Source organism: Rhodococcus sp. IEGM 1381, assembly GCF_030056795.1.
GTDB lineage: Bacteria > Actinomycetota > Actinomycetes > Mycobacteriales > Mycobacteriaceae > Rhodococcoides.
This window is the reverse complement of sequence record NZ_JASHKQ010000002.1, coordinates 50,690-66,213: the sequence shown is the minus strand read 5'-3', so window position 1 is coordinate 66,213 and position 15,524 is coordinate 50,690. Positions and strand designations below refer to the sequence as shown.

Here is a 15,524-nt window from a genome sequence, read left to right as displayed (position 1 = left end):
TTCCCTGGTTGACGACACTGCCCTGGTTGACCGTCCTGTGGGTTCTGCCGATTCTCGGCGCGATTGTCGTCGCCCTGGTGCCGGCCGATCGTCCGACGACCGCGCGTGGCGTCGCCGTGGGGTTCGCTACCGGCACACTCGCGGCGTCGGTGGTACTTGCCGTGGCATTCGACTCCGGTGGCGATCGCTACCAGTTTCTCGAAGACCATTCCTGGATAGCGGCATTCGGTGCGCGATACACGCTCGGCCTCGATGGAATAGGCCTCGTGCTGGTGTTGCTCACCACCGTTCTGACCCCACTGCTCCTCGTCGCGGGCTGGAACGACGGCAGCCGGGTGGCGAACTACGGATCGCACCGGGTCTCGCACACCTACATGGCATTGATCCTGGTGGTCGAGTCCATGGTGATCGTCTCGTTCCTCGCACTGGACGTATTGCTGTTCTACATCTTCTTCGAGGCGATGCTGATTCCGATGTACTTCCTCATCGGTGGTTTCGGCGGTTCCGAGCGCACGCGCGCCGCAGTGAAGTTCTTGCTGTACAACCTGTTCGGTGGCCTGGTGATGCTGGCTGCCGTCATCGGGTTGTACGTCGTCACGGCCAGGCCCGACGGCCCGTTCGACGGCGGCACGTTCGATCTACGCGCGATCGCGGATGCGGCGGCATCGGGCGGGCTCGGCGTGGATCCTGCGGTGCTCAATGCCCTGTTTCTCGGTTTCATGCTCGCGTTCGCGATCAAGGCACCGCTGTGGCCGTTCCATACGTGGCTCCCCGACGCCGCAGTGCAGTCCACCCCTGCGACGGCGGTGCTGATGATGTCGGTGGTGGACAAGGTCGGTACGTTCGCGATGCTGCGCTTCTGTCTCGAGCTCTTTCCCGAGTCGTCGCAGACGTTCGCCCCGTGGATCATCACGCTCGCGGTGATCGGAATCGTCTACGGCGCGATCCTGGCGATCGGTCAGACCGACATGATGAGACTCATTGCCTACACCTCTATTTCGCACTTCGGGTTCATCATCCTCGGCATCTTCGCGATGACCGGTCAGAGCCAAGCCGGTGCCACCCTGTACATGGTCAACCACGGAATCTCCACCGCCGCATTGTTCTTGATCGCAGGCTTTCTCGTGTCCCGTCGTGGTTCACGCGCGATCGCCGACTACGGCGGCGTTCAGAAGGTCGCGCCGGTGCTCGCCGGAACGTTTCTCATCTCTGGTCTTGCCACGCTCTCACTACCCGGACTGGCCCCGTTCATCAGTGAGTTGCTGGTGCTGATCGGCACATTCGGTCGATACGGCGTCGCCGCGATCGTGGCAACCAGTGCGCTCGTTCTGTCGGCGATCTATATTCTCTGGCTCTATCAGCGGGTGATGACGGGTCCGGTCCGAGAGGGTAACGAGAAGATCTCCGATCTGGTGCCCCGAGAAACGATGGTGGTGGTGCCGTTGCTCGCGCTGCTGATCGTGTTCGGGGTGTACCCGAAACCGGCACTCGATGTCATCACTCCGGCAGTGCAATCCACGATCGTCGACAGTGCAGGAGGTCAACGATGACCACTCCCGAGGTGCAGTACGGACTGCTGTCGCCCATGTTGATCGTCTTCGGTGTCGCGGTTCTCGGGGTCCTCGTCGAAGCGTTCGTGCCGATGCGAGCACGTCGCGCAACGCATTTGGTGCTTGCACTCGTGGGGTTGGTGGCGGCTCTGGCGGCCGTTCTCGGCCTGGCCGGCACCGAGGCATATGCGATGAACGGGGCTGTGGCCATCGACGGTCCGACGCTGTTTCTGCAGGGAACCATTGTGCTGGTGGCAATCCCGGCCGTGGCTTTGTTGGCGGAGCGCACCGTCGCCGTCACCGGGGCCGGAACCGAGCGCCGCATCGATTCGTTCACTCCGCAGGCCTCGACCACTCCGGGCAGCGTGGCGGAGAAGGAGGCCATCGACGCCGGTGTTGCCCAGACGGAGGTCTTTCCACTGGCGATGTTCGCGATCGGCGGCATGCTGTTGTTTCCGGCGTCCACCGATCTGCTGACGATGTTCGTCGCGCTGGAGGTACTGTCTCTGCCGCTGTATCTACTGTGCGGTCTGGCGCGGCGACGGCGGCTGCTCTCCCAGGAAGCGGCGCTGAAATACTTTCTTCTCGGCGCATTCTCGTCCGCGTTCTTCCTGTTCGGAGTCGCGTTCCTGTACGGCTATGCCGGTACCGTCGGATTGGACGGCATTGCCGACGCCATCGCCGCAGACGGCCAGGGGAGATCGCTCGCTCTGATCGGAACCGCACTGCTGGCCGTGGGTTTGCTGTTCAAAGTCGGTGCGGTGCCCTTTCATTCGTGGATTCCAGACGTCTACCAAGGTTCACCGACGCCGGTGACGGCGCTGATGGCCACCGTGACCAAGGTGGCGGCCTTCGGTGCGATTCTGCGAATCTTCGGAATGGCACTGCCCGGTCTCGAGTCGAGTTGGCGGCCGATGCTGTGGGTGATCGCCATCGCGACGATGGTGCTCGGTTCGGTTGTTGCAGTGACGCAGACCGACGTCAAACGCATGCTGGCCTACTCGTCCGTGGCGCACACCGGGTTCATCCTCACCGGAGTGACCGCGCTGGGTAATTCAGGTGATGTGGGTGATTCGGGTGTCTCGGCCACGATGTTCTACCTGCTTGCTTACGCCTTCAGCACGTTGGGTGGATTCGCCATTATCGGTCTGGCCCGAGACGAACGCGGTGAGGTGGGCGACCTGGAGCGGTGGGCCGGTGTCGGTCGACGCTCACCGCTCGTTGCCGCAGTGTTCGGATTGTTCCTGCTCTCGTTCGCCGGTATCCCGCTCACCAGCGGCTTCATCGGCAAGTTCGCGGTGTTCAGCGCGGCCTCGGGTGCCGGGGGAGCAGCACTGGTCGTGGTCGGTGTGGTGTGCAGTGCAATCGCGGCGTTCTTCTACGTGCGAGTGATAGTGCTGATGTTCTTCACCGATCCCACAGACCGGACCGTCACCATGGTGCGTCCTACCGCGCCGGTGTCATGCGCGATCGGGGTCTCGGTGCTCGTCACCGTGGCACTGGGAGTCTTTCCTCAACCCGTTCTCGACATCGCCGCGCGAGCTGGGAACTTCCTCTAGCTCGTACGGGCCTACTTCACGGACTTCATTCGCTGCTTCCACGTGTGCGAGCCTGTGCCGACCGGGATTCCACCGATGGCTCCCGAGAGGCCGAACGACGGCATGTTGACGTAGATCGCCTCACTGTTCTGTGCTGTCGCGGTATAGGTTTCGTGCCATACGCCGACATGACCGGTCGCAGCGACCGATCGGTTGAAGGCGCGCCAGGCGGGTGCATGTGGTGCGTCGGGATCGGAGGCAAATCGCGTCAGGTCTTCCGCGTTGCGCCAATAGCTGACCAGCATGGTGGTGCGGCCCAACCACGAGTGGTAGCCGAGCAGTCCGGAGGCTGGATCCTGCTCGAGATGGCTGAGGATCCGAGGCATCGCGCGCACCGCGGGAAGCCAGGAGCGAACGGCAAGGGGATTGTTGATACGCATTCCGATGAGAAAGACCGTGACGGTGTCGCGGTCGGCTTCGACCGTGCGGCGGCCGTCGATGATGGATGGCATGACGTGTTCCCGTCTGTTCGGGTGTCGAGCGATTTCTGTGACACTGTTATAAAACACTGTTGTGGTAAGTTTCGCAAGTGGCGAGACCCAGAATTCACGATTCCGAACTACGCACCCGGCTACTCGAAGCCGCGGCGGAAAGCGTTGCGCAACACGGCGTCGACTCGCTGTCACTCCGTAAGCTCGCGGCCGCGCAGGGCACTTCGACCACAGCCATCTATTCGCTGTTCGGTGGTCGCGCCGAACTGCTGGTGGCCCTGTTCGCTGCGTCGTTCTCGAGTTTCGGTGACGCGCAGCGCAGCGTTTCCGTCACCGGCGACCCCGAGGTCGATCTACGCGAACTTGCCGTTGCGTACCGGCACTGGGCTCTGCACAACCCGCATCTATACGCGGTGATGTTCGGCGGCGTACTCGGTCCGGTCGATGTATCCGAAGAGGCACAACTCGCCGCCGCAGCGATGGACCCGCTTCGGGAGGCGGTAGCGCGCGCCGTCGCGGTCGGCACCATGAGCGGCGCATCGGTCGACTTGATCAGCCATTCGTTCTGGGCGATCGTGCACGGGTTGGTGTCGCTGGAGTTGGCGATGCCCACGAATCCCGACGACGAGATTCGTCGTGCGATGTTCGACGCCGGGACGGAGTCGGTACTGCGAGGGTGGACGCGTCAGTAGGTGCGCGGTATCCCGAGGATCTTGGTGGCGTCGACGGTCATGCCCAACCGTGCCGTCGGAGCGAGCGCGGGAAGGTCCGGGAGATCGTCGGGAGTGTCTGTCGCAGCACCGATCACGTCGGCACCAGCGATCTCAAAGTCGGAGATCGCTCGTCGAAGGTGGCTGGGAGTTGTTGCGAGCACCAGATTCACAGCACCGATCTCCGCGGCCAGCGAGGTGGCGCGCTGCGCGTTCTGTACCGTCGAATTCGCGGTGGCCTCGGTGTGAATGCGGTCGGCCGCGATCTCGTTGTCGATCAGCCAATTCTTCATCGCTTCGGCCTCGGTGATGCCGCTCTGCGGATTTCCACCGGTGACGACGATGGGCGATTCGGGGGAGCGCTCTGCGACCGCGACGGCGGCCCGTAGCCGCTCGACCAACTCCGGGGCCATGCTGCCGTCTCTGTTCAGACCGAGACCGAGCACCACGATCGCGGTACGCGGCCCGTCGGTGTCCGGTGCGAAGTCGATCGTCTCGGTCGCGGCTCGGTCGATGACGGCGATGGCTCGATCGACAGCATCGGCGAGCATAGGAGACAGGGTGCGGAGGCGAGCCGAGTGTTGTGCACGCGCGTCGGCATCGGCGGTGGCATAGAACGTCTGCAGCGCTGCCACATTGGCATCGTCCGGTGCCGCGGCCGCAACGGCATCCAGTGCGGCGAAACCGGCAACGTATCGGCCCTTGACCAGAGCATTCTGTGCATCGTTGTACTGCTGTGCGTCGGCCGAACGTGGTGCGTCTGTAACCGCCGTGACCTGGGTCGACGTATCGGTCTTGGCGGTCGACGGGTCGGGCTGGGCCATCGCCGAGCCCATGCCCGTGCCGAGGGCAAGTGCAGCCGCACAGGTGACCACAGCGACGCGAATCGTCGGTTGTGCTCGGCCGGATCGCACTGTCGATAGCCCTCCTGAACGGTGACGGGTTTCCGCCACCCTAGCTCAGTTAGGTACCAGTGTGACTGGTGTGATCCAAGTTTCTCGAGTTACACCAATGTACTTCTGAGCAGGCCGTCTTCACCCGTCACAGCGTGACGGGGGCGCGTCCGCGATCGGCCGGTTCGATGGTCACCTCGGCGTCGGGAAGAAAAACACGCTCGGTCGTCGTGGTTCCGTCGACGCCATCGGTGACAGTCACCGCTACGCTCTCGGCTATCTGCCCGGCGCTTTCGATGAACCCGGTCGCGACACCCTCCTCGATGAGGAGATGATCACCCACCAACAGAAGAAGCTCGTCCGCCGTCACCGTTCGCCTGCCGCCCACATCTTCGATAGTCATGAACCCCACCGTAATGCGAATTGTCCGAATGGGTCGTTGCTCGGGCTCATACTCTGTTCGGGCGGGTCGTTCGGCTGAATTCACTCCATGCTCGACAATCGCAGCATGAGCTTCACAGCACCCACGCCCGATCCCGTCGACGGTCCGCTCGTCGGTGACGACAGACCGATTCTCGAAGGAGTGCTGCGCTGGCATCGAGCTACGTTGATGAACATCTGCGCCGGTGCAGATGCCGAACAGCTTGCGCGCCGCCCCTCCTCGCACTCGACGCTCTCCCTCCTCGGACTCGTCCGTCACCTCGCGAAGGTCGAACGCATCTGGTTTCGAGAGCGGCTGGCTTCGATGTCGTTCCAGCCGATGTACGACGCCGCGTTGGGAAAGGACTTCGACTTCCTGGGAGCGACGGCATCGAGTGCCGAGTCGGACTTCGCGCGATTCGCTGCCGAGTGCGCGGCCTCGGACGTGGTCGCTGCCCAACACTCGTTCGAGGATCCGGTCGATTTTCGAGGCGGGCCGATGTCACTGAGGATGGTCTACGTGCACATGATCGGCGAATATGCGCGGCACAACGGGCACGCGGACATCATCCGCGAACAGATCGATGGAGTCACCGGCCGCTGAGGGCATACCGTAGACACACCAACAGGCCCCCACACGGAAGAAGGTGTCGAGTGACCGACTCCGATGCAGGATTCGATCCGACCTCACTGCGGCCGTCGTTGTTCGTCGACGGGCAGTGGCAGGGGTCCGGTGACGGTGGGACCCGCGACATCGTCGATCCGTCCGACGGCAGCACGGTGGCCGTCGTGGACGAGGCCACGCCCGACGACGCTTTGCGCGCGGTGGCAGCGGCGCGGTCGGCGTTCGACGATGGGCCGTGGCGCTCGGTGACGGTGGGTGAGCGCAGTGATCTGCTCAATCGCATCGCAGACTTGCTCCAACGGGACAAGGCGAAGTTGGCGCACATCGAGACCCTCGATACCGGCAAGACGTTCGGCGAGAGTGAGATCGACATCGACGACGTCACGTCGGTGTTCCGCTTCTATGCCGATCTCGCTGTGGTTCAAGCAGATCGACTGATCGATGTCGACCGGCCCGAAATTCTCAGCCGCGTAGTACACGAGCCGATCGGTGTGTGCGTCATGATCGCACCGTGGAACTACCCGCTGCTGCAGATCTCGTGGAAGATCGCCCCGGCGCTTGCGGCCGGTTGCACGATGGTACTCAAACCGAGCGAAGTGACCCCGCTGAGCACCATCGCATTCACCAAGCTGGTCGAGGAAGCAGGTGTACCTGAGGGTGTGGTGAATCTGCTGCAGGGCAGCGGCGCAGTCCTCGGAGATGCGCTCACCAGAAACCGTGACGTCGATTTCATTTCCTTTACCGGTGGGCTGGCGACAGGCAGGCATATCCTGGCCGCTGCGGCCGAGAACGTCACCAAGGTAGCCGTCGAACTCGGCGGCAAGAATCCGCACATCGTGTTCGCCGACGCGGTGGCCGACGAGCAGTCGTTCGCCGACTCGGTCGACAACGTGCTGACGGGAGTGTTTCTGCATTCAGGTCAGGTGTGTTCGGCTGGTACACGACTGATCATCGAGGAATCCGTGGCCGACCGGTTCGTGGCCGCTGTGGCAGAGCGCGCGAAGACCATCGTGATGGGGCCGGGTATGGACCCGGCCAGCGAGACCGGACCGCTGGTGTCGCAGGCGCAGCGCGAGAAGATCGAAGGCTTCGTCGCGGGCGGCATCGACGAGGGCGCGACGCTGGTTGTCGGCGGAACGAAACCGGACGATGCTGCTCTGGAGAAGGGCAGCTATTTCCTCCCTACGATTTTCGATCATTGCAATCGGTCCATGAATATCGTGCAGGAGGAGACATTCGGGCCCATACTCACTGTGGAGCGCTTCGACACCGAGGCCGAAGCGCTGCTGCTGGGCAACGATACGAATTACGGTCTCGCCGCGGGAGTTCGTACCTCCGACGCCGCACGAGGCGAAAGAATGGTGCGTGGGCTTCGCCATGGAACGGTGTGGCTCAACGACTTCGGTGTCTACACGGCGGCCGCAGAATGGGGCGGCTTCAAGCAGTCCGGGAACGGCCGCGAACTCGGTCCGTCCGGTATGTCCGAATATCAAGAAGCGAAGCATATTTGGCACAACACCTCACCTACAGCGGCGGGGTGGTTCGGTACCCGATAGAGCACGATGGGAAAGGCCACAGGCATGGCATTACTGAACGACAACTCGAGCGGGATGGACGATTTCGGCTACAAGGAATCGCTCGACCGCAGTCTCGGCAAATTCGCCAGCTTCGCCGCAGGCGTCAGCTACATCTCGATTCTCACCGGCACGTTCCAGCTGTTCTACTTCGGTTTCGGCACCGCCGGGCCGGCGTACCTGTGGTCGTGGCCTGCGGTCTTCGTCGGTCAGCTCTGCGTGGCACTGTGCTTCATGGAGTTGGCCGCGAAGTATCCGGTGGCGGGATCGGTGTACAACTGGTCGAAGCTGTTGGGCCGCAGGATCGTCGGTTGGTCGGCGGGCTGGTTGATGCTCACGGCATCGATCGTGACACTGGCCGCCGTTGCCCTGGCTCTGCAGCTGAATTTGCCGCGCATCTGGAGCGGATTTCAGATCATCGGTGACGGCTCGGGTGCCACTGACTTCGCGGCCAACGCAGTACTGCTCGGTGCCATTCTGATCGCCATCACCACCTTGATCAACGCGCTGGGCGTTCGACTGATGGCAATGATCAACAGTGCGGGTGTGTTCATCGAACTCGTTGCGGCTGTTCTCATCGCGATCCTGCTCGCGGCCAACATCACTCGGGGGCCCGAGGTGTTTTTCTCCTCCAACGGCTACGGTGCCGGTGAGAGCGGCGGCTACCTCGGTGCCTTCCTGGTCGCGTCGCTGGCGTCGGGTTACGTCATGTACGGATTCGACACCGCGAGTTCGCTCGGGGAGGAAACCGTCGAACCTCGGCGCACCGCCCCCAAAGCGATCTTTCGCGCCATCCTCGCCTCGTTCGTCATCGGCGGAGCCATCCTGGTGTTCGCCGTCATGGCCGCGCCGGACCTGAACGATCCTTCCCTCGGCAGCCCCGACGGCAGCCTGCAGTCCATCGTCGAATCGGTGATGTGGGGCCCGCTGGGCACCGTCTTCCTCATCTGCATCGTCATTGCGGTCTTCGTCTGCTCACTGGCGGTGCACACCGCGGCGATCCGGCTCACGTTCGCCATGGCGCGAGACAACGCGTTGCCCTTCGGGGAGAGTCTGGCCAAGGTGAATCCGAAGACCCAGACCCCGGTGGTGCCCGCGGTGACCATCGGCGTGCTGGCCATCGTCATTCTCGTCGTCAACATCGGTCAGCCGCAGATCTTCACGGTCCTCACCTCGATCGCGATCATCATGATCTACCTCGCGTATCTGATGGTCACCGGGCCGCTGTTGGTCAAACGAGTGAAGGGCGAGTGGCCGCCGGCAGATCTGAAGCCCGGCGGGTACTTCACGATGGGCAGGTGGGGCCTGCCGGTCAACATCGCGGCAGTGGTGTGGGGCGCAGGGATGGCGATCAACCTCGCGTGGCCGCGCGAGGCCGTGTACGGAACCCCCTGGTACAACACGTTCGGTGCGTTCGTCTACATCGGTGGCATCCTGGGCGTAGGCCTGCTGTGGTACGCAGTCAAGGGACGCAAGCACATCGGCACTCTGAAATCACATGCCTCCACGGGCGACTAGAAGGAGCGTGCAGTGACAGACACCCAGTTCGATTACGTCGTCGCAGGTGGCGGGACGGCGGGGTGTGTCCTCGCTGCGCGGCTGAGCGAGGACCCCTCCGTCAGTGTCTGCCTCGTCGAAGCCGGGCCAACCGACGTCGGCGACAAGGCAATTCTCGAACTGGCGGAGTGGATGCATCTGCTCGACTCCGGCTACGACTGGGACTATCCCGTCGAACCGCAGGAGCGCGGCAACAGCTTCATGCGGCACGCGCGGGCAAAAGTGCTCGGTGGCTGCTCCTCGCACAACTCCTGCATCGCCTTTCACCCGCCTGCGGAAACCCTCGACGATTGGGCGGCCGCCGGCGCGACGGGGTGGGGCGCGTCGGACATCCTGCCGTTCGTCGCGCGCGTGGAGAACAACGACACCGGCCGTGGACACGACGGCCCCGTGCGGATCCGCGATGTGCCGCCGAACGATCCTTGCGGTGCGGCAGTGCTCGAATCGGCCGCCGGGATAGGTCTTCCCACAGTCGCATTCAACCGCGGAACACCTGTACTCAACGGTGCCGGCTGGTTCCAGATCAATGCGGGTGAGGATGGCTCACGTATGTCGACCTCCCATGCTTACCTGCACCCGATCATCGGATCGCGGCCCAACCTCGCGGTGCGCACCGACTGCTGGATCAGCGAAATTCTGATCGACGAGTCACTGACCGCGACGGGTGTGCGGTACCAACGCCCCGACCTGACCGGCTACGACACCGTCTCGGCGCGCCGCGAGGTGATCGTCACCGCCGGTGCCATCGACACTCCGAAGTTGTTGATGCTCTCCGGAATCGGACCGGCGGCACAGTTGCAGGAGATGGGGATCACAGTTCGGGTCGATTCACCCGGAGTGGGCGAGAACCTCGACGACCACGTCGAAGGACTGGTGTTCTGGGAGGCGAGCAAGCCGATGGTCACCACGTCGTCGCAGTGGTGGGAGATCGGGGTGTTTGCGCAGACCGACTCGTCACTGAACTATCCCGACATCATGATGCATTACGGCAGTGTTCCGTTCGACATGAACACCCTCCGTTGGGGCTATCCGACCACCGACAACGGCTTCTGTTTGACGCCCAACGTGACCCAGGGGCGCTCGCGCGGCACGGTTCGATTGCGCAGCAGGGACTTTCGTGATCGCGCCAAGGTGGATCCGCGCTATTTCACCGACCCGGACGGCCACGACGACGCGGTGATGCTGGCCGGTCTGAAGCTGGCGCGTTCTATTGCCGCAGACGGTCCACTCTCGGGATGGATCGAACGCGAACTCGCCCCCGGGCCCGAGGCCGTCACCGACGACGACCTGCTCGACTACGTGCACAAGACGCACAACACGGTCTATCACCCGGCAGGCACTGCCCGGATGGGATCGGTGGACGACGCCATGGCCGTCCTCGATCCCGAGCTTCGCGTCAAGGGAATCTCGCGTTTGCGCGTCGTCGACGCGTCGGCGATGCCGAAGTTGCCGTACGTCAATCCCAACATCACGGTGATGACCATGGCGGAGAAATGCGCCGACCTGATCCGTGGCGGATAGACCGGCGCTTACCGAGTTCCTCGGTGCGCACCCACCGTTCCAGGGCGCGTCACCGGCCGTACTGGTCGATATCGCCGCAGCAGCCGTCGAACTCGACTGTGCCGGTGGCGCATGGGTTGTGGACCCGACGTCGAAGCCCGACGTCGCCGACACCGTATGGGTGGTGCGTACCGGTCGGGTGGTGATAGTGCACCCCGACGACACCTCGCCCGCCGACGTACCGATCGACACCATCGGTCCGGGCGGGGTCTTCGGTTTCTCGGCGTTGCTCGCCGGTGGGACGGTCGAATTCTGTGCGCGCGCCACCGAGCCGAGTACCGTCCTTCGGTTGCCCGGGGAGCTGATTCGACCGCTGTTCGCAACGCCCACCGGGCTGGCGTTTCTGGCCGACGCCGTCACCTCGGCCACGACCCATCGCGGTGGGGCGGCCGAGGGTAGTGCCGGCCGTGCCGTCGGCGAACTGCTGTCGGCACCACCGGTGTTCACATCCGTCGGCACCTCCGTCCGAGACGCAGTTCGGCACATGACCGAGCAGGGCAGCTCGTACGTCCTGGTTCCGCTTCGCGGTTCGCGCTACGGAATATTCACCGACCGTGACCTCAGAGTGCGCGTGGTTGCCGCAGGAATCGGCGTCGACACCCCGGTAGAGCACGTCATGACGTCGCCCGCCGAGACGGTCACCGCGGACCGGTCGGCCGGCACCGTCCTGATGGACATGCTCGAGCTGGGGCTGCGGCACATGCCCGTATTGTCCAGCCGAGGCGAGGTCCTCGGCGTCGTCGAGGACTCCGATCTGCATGCCGTGTCGACCCGTCGCAGCTTCGTGGTTCGTCGTGCGGTGACCTCGGCAGCGACATCGGCCGAACTCGCCGACGCGGGAAGGCTCGTTCCGGGATTGGTAGCGGACCTGTTCCGGGGTGGGACCGACGCCGTGGCGGTGAGCGCAATCCTGTCCGTCGTGGTCGACAGCCTCGTTCGCCGAGCCGTGGAGATCGAATGGGCGGCGCGACCCGAAGTACCTCGACACAACTTCGCCTGGATCACCCTGGGCAGTGTTGCGCGTAGAGAAGCAATGCCGTCCTCCGACGTCGACAGTGCACTGAGCTGGTCGGACGCCACAGCCGACCCCGAACTGAACACGCGATCGAGATCGGTGCCGAGAACCCGCGACGAAGCGCTGATGGACTTGGCAGCTCGCGTGCACGTGAGCCTCGACGGTGCCGGGCTGCCGTCGGACACCAACGGTGCGGTTGCGAGCTCGCCGAGATTCGCACGCTCGGCCGGGCAGTGGGAGAGTGCCGCGGCCCACTGGCTCAGCAACCCCTTCGGCGAACGGGGCAATCCGGCTGGGGATTCTGGGCTGATCATGTCGTCGTTGATGATCGACGGCAGGGTGGTCTGGGGGCCGAGGAAGCTGAACACCGTTCCCGAGGCCTATCGCCGACTCCTGGTCGATCACCCGGACGCATTGCGGTTGCAGCTGCGTGACGCGTTGGCGGGCCGGGCCCGGCTGCGCTCGCTGCGAGACGTGCTGGCCCGGCGCGGCGGCACGTTCGACCTCAAAGCTCACGCTTTGACCCCCATCGTCAACCTCGCTCGCTGGGGTGGGCTCTCGGTCGGCATGGCCTCCGCCTCCACCCCGGCGCGGCTCGCGGCAGCGTCGGGCAACGGAATGCTTTCCGACGAAGATGTCGCGGCACTCACCGAAGTGTTCGCCCTGCTTCAACGCTTACGGCTGGCGCATCAGATCGATCAGATCACCGCCGGCCACCGGCCCGGTGACGTGCTGGTCATGGCCGACCTGTCACCCCTGGAGCGCAGTCTGCTCACCGACGGAGTCCGAGAGATCGCCGCGGTGCAACGCCGGGTCGGCTACCTCGCTGCCAATGTCGGCGTGCATCGCTGACCGCCAACGACCAGACTGTGTGCCGTGACCACCAATCCCGTGAGCGTTCCTACCCCGTCGACCGTCGAGCACTCTCGGTTGGCGGAATCACCCGGCGTCAGCGGCCCGTGGCGTCAGTGGGGTCCGTACCTGGCAGGACGGCAGTGGGGCACGGTGCGCGAAGACTACTCGGAGGACGGAAACGCGTGGGCGTCGTTCCCGTTCGATCAGGCGCACAAGCGGGCCTACCGCTGGGGTGAGGACGGCATCGGCGGTATCTGTGATCGCTTCGGGTTCCTCAATTTTTCGTTCGCGCTGTGGAATCGCAAAGACCCCATTCTCAAGGAGCGGCTGTTCGGTCTGGCCAACGAGGAGGGCAATCACGGCGAAGACGTCAAGGAGTACTTCTGGGCGGTCGACGGAACACCGACGCACAGTTGGATGCAGTGGCTCTACCGCTATCCGCATGCGGAGTATCCCTATGCCCTCCTGCGAGAAGAGAATTCACGACGCGGTCGTGACGACCGCGAGTACGAGTTGGCCGACACCGGCATCCTCGAGGAGAACCGGTTCTTCGACGTGCAGGTCACGTACGCGAAGGCCTCACCCGACGACATCTGCATCACCATTTCCATCACCAACAACGGCCCAGAGTCTGCGTCGGTAGATCTGCTGCCGCACCTGTGGTTGCGTAACACGTGGTCGTGGGGACGCGACGACCGCGGCGGTGTCCTGGATCGGTTGACCCCTCCGGACCTGCTGGCCGGCGGCCTCGCGGCCATCACCGTCGACCACGGATTTCTCGGTCGCTACTACCTGAGTGCGGAGGGTTCGCCCGCAGTTCTGTTCTGCGACAACGAAACCAACGCCGAAGCGCTGTGGGGACAGGAGAATCTCTCGGCCTATCCCAAGGATGGAATCGGGCGGCGAGTCGTCGACGGCGACGTCGATGCCGTCAACCCCGAGCAGACCGGAACGAAGGCTGCATTCTGGTATCGGTTCGACGACATCGCGCCCGGTGCAACGGAATCGGTGAAACTGCGGCTGTCGCCCAACCGGCCGGACGAGCAGACGTTCGGGACCGGATTCGACGCGGTCAACGTTGATCGTCGGGTGGAGGCGGACGAGTTCTACGGCGCGGTGATCGGTGCGGAGCTCACCGACACCGATCGGCACGTGGCACGGCGCGCCTACGCCGGACTGTTGTGGACGAAGCAGCTCTACCGGTACGACGTCGAAGAGTGGATCGAAGGCGACAAGGTGGGGGCGCCGGCACCGGAGTCGAGGCAGGACCCGCGTGGTCGTAATGCGCACTGGCGGCACCTCGCGTTGGCCGATGTGATTTCGATGCCCGACGAGTGGGAGTACCCCTGGTTCGCGGCTTGGGACTTGGCCTTTCATGCGATTCCGTTGGCGCACGTGGACGCCGATTTCGCCAAGGAACAGTTGGTTCTGATGTGCCGAGAATGGGCCATGCACCCCAACGGCCAACTCCCGGCGTACGAATGGGAGTTCGGCGACGTCAATCCACCCGTGCATGCCTGGGCTGCGTGGCACGTCTACCGGATCGACGGCTACCGAGACCGCGAATTTCTGGTTCGGGTGTTCACCAAGCTTCTGCTGAACTTCGCCTGGTGGGTCAACCGCAAGGACTCCGAGGGCTCGAACATCTTCGAGGGTGGGTTTCTCGGCATGGACAACATCGGCTTGTTCAACCGATCCGCACCGCTGCCCCCCGGTTTCCGTCTCGAGCAGTCCGACGCCACGAGTTGGATGGCGTTCTACTGCCAGCAGATGTTCAAGATCGCGCTCGAACTCGCGCGGCACGACAGCGCCTGGGACGACGTCGCAACCAAGTTCTTCTCGCACTTCCTCTCCATCGCCAAGGCAGTCAATTCGTTCGGCTCCCAGCATATTTCGCTGTGGCACGAAGAGGACGGGTTCTTCTACGACGTCCTCGTCCAACCCGAGGGCGACGCGGTACCGATGCGCGTTCGGTCCATGGTGGGTCTGCTGCCCATCCTCGGTGCCACCGAGATTCCGCCGTGGGTAGCGGAGGAATGTCCCGATCTGACTGCTCGCCTGCGGTGGATCCAGCGTCGGCGACCTGAGATGGTCAGTCCGCTGCTGGCGCGGCGTGAGGGCGGCGAGGTACGGATGCTGCTTACGCTCGTCCAGCCCGAGCGGCTCAAGAGAATACTTGCGCGCATGTTCGATTCCGAGGAGTTCCTGTCGCAGTTCGGGATTCGATCGCTCTCGGCCTCGTACCGCGAACCGGTCACCTTCGACGTCGACGGCCGCAGCCTGTCCATCGAGTACGAACCGGGGGAGTCGCGCACCGGAATGTTCGGCGGCAATTCCAATTGGCGCGGTCCGGTGTGGTTCCCCGTCAACGTGCTGCTGGCCGACAAGCTTCGCGCCTACGGTCGGTACTACGGCGACTCGTTCACCATCGAGATCCCCACGGGCTCGGGCAACCACCGCACCCTCACGGACGCGGCGGATCTGATCGACAACGGTCTCGCCGGCCTGTTCCGGCCGGTGGACGGGAAGAGGCCGGCGGACGGCAATCGCATCGAATCCAGTGCCGACCCGCTGTGGAGCGAGCACCCCAGCTTCAACGAGTACTTCGACGGGGACACCGGAGAGGGACTCGGTGCCACCCACCAAACAGGGTGGACTGCGCTGGTTGCGCACCTGCTCAGGCCACGTCTGCCGCTGTAATGCGGCTCCGCCGCAGTGGTGCGATTATGTGCGCTC

At 63.9% G+C, this 15,524-nt stretch carries 12 protein-coding genes; 9 read left to right on the top strand and 3 right to left on the bottom strand.

The features are described 5' to 3' along the window. The first annotated feature begins 8 nt into the window (after positions 1-8). Together QM797_RS10280 and nuoN are read left to right on the top strand one after the other, a co-directional pair. Positions 9-1,550 (top strand): NADH-quinone oxidoreductase subunit M, encoded by a 1,542-nt coding sequence (locus QM797_RS10280; RefSeq protein WP_283275790.1) that lies wholly within the window; start codon positions 9-11, stop codon positions 1,548-1,550. Next, positions 1,547-3,109, top strand: a complete 1,563-nt coding sequence (gene nuoN / locus QM797_RS10275; protein WP_283275443.1) for an NADH-quinone oxidoreductase subunit NuoN — start codon at positions 1,547-1,549, stop codon at positions 3,107-3,109. Before QM797_RS10280 ends, nuoN begins: the two co-directional genes overlap by 4 nt. An 11-nt stretch (positions 3,110-3,120) precedes the next feature. On the opposite strand, the gene QM797_RS10270 is transcribed toward nuoN, so the two are convergent. Then, on the bottom strand, positions 3,121-3,600 hold the full coding sequence (locus QM797_RS10270; protein WP_283275442.1) for a DUF4188 domain-containing protein: 480 nt from the start codon (positions 3,598-3,600) through the stop codon (positions 3,121-3,123). Positions 3,601-3,677: 77 nt separating this feature from the next. Between QM797_RS10270 and QM797_RS10265 the strand changes: the two genes are divergently transcribed. Beyond that, on the top strand, positions 3,678-4,271 hold the full coding sequence (locus QM797_RS10265; RefSeq protein ID WP_283275441.1) for a TetR/AcrR family transcriptional regulator: 594 nt from the start codon (positions 3,678-3,680) through the stop codon (positions 4,269-4,271). Here the strand turns inward: QM797_RS10265 and QM797_RS10260 are convergent. Continuing rightward, positions 4,265-5,203: a YdcF family protein gene (locus QM797_RS10260; protein WP_283275439.1), complete on the bottom strand. Its 939-nt coding sequence runs from the start codon at positions 5,201-5,203 to the stop codon at positions 4,265-4,267. The two genes, QM797_RS10265 and QM797_RS10260, sit on opposite strands and share 7 nt — an antisense overlap. Before the next feature lie 127 nt (positions 5,204-5,330). Then, positions 5,331-5,585: a hypothetical protein gene (locus tag QM797_RS10255; RefSeq protein ID WP_283275438.1), complete on the bottom strand. Its 255-nt coding sequence runs from the start codon at positions 5,583-5,585 to the stop codon at positions 5,331-5,333. A gap of 105 nt (positions 5,586-5,690) precedes the next feature. Between QM797_RS10255 and QM797_RS10250 the strand changes: the two genes are divergently transcribed. From QM797_RS10250 to QM797_RS10225, 6 genes are all read left to right on the top strand, one after another. Beyond that, on the top strand, positions 5,691-6,206 hold the full coding sequence (locus QM797_RS10250; protein WP_283275437.1) for a DinB family protein: 516 nt from the start codon (positions 5,691-5,693) through the stop codon (positions 6,204-6,206). An 86-nt stretch (positions 6,207-6,292) separates the two neighbouring features. Next, the gene (locus tag QM797_RS10245) at positions 6,293-7,783 is read left to right on the top strand and encodes an aldehyde dehydrogenase family protein (protein ID WP_502942321.1); all 1,491 of its coding nucleotides are present in this window, start codon (positions 6,293-6,295) and stop codon (positions 7,781-7,783) included. Positions 7,784-7,807: 24 nt separating this feature from the next. Next, positions 7,808-9,319 (top strand): APC family permease, encoded by a 1,512-nt coding sequence (locus QM797_RS10240; RefSeq protein WP_283275435.1) that lies wholly within the window; start codon positions 7,808-7,810, stop codon positions 9,317-9,319. A 12-nt stretch (positions 9,320-9,331) separates the two neighbouring features. Next, entirely contained in the window at positions 9,332-10,879 is a 1,548-nt protein-coding gene (locus QM797_RS10235; protein WP_283275434.1) for a GMC family oxidoreductase, read from the top strand. Next, the gene (locus tag QM797_RS10230; RefSeq protein WP_283275433.1) at positions 10,869-12,785 is read left to right on the top strand and encodes a putative nucleotidyltransferase substrate binding domain-containing protein; all 1,917 of its coding nucleotides are present in this window, start codon (positions 10,869-10,871) and stop codon (positions 12,783-12,785) included. The genes QM797_RS10235 and QM797_RS10230 overlap by 11 nt, the downstream gene beginning before the upstream one ends. A 24-nt stretch (positions 12,786-12,809) precedes the next feature. Further along, positions 12,810-15,488, top strand: a complete 2,679-nt coding sequence (locus QM797_RS10225) for an MGH1-like glycoside hydrolase domain-containing protein (RefSeq protein ID WP_283275430.1) — start codon at positions 12,810-12,812, stop codon at positions 15,486-15,488. Positions 15,489-15,524: the final 36 nt, after the last annotated feature.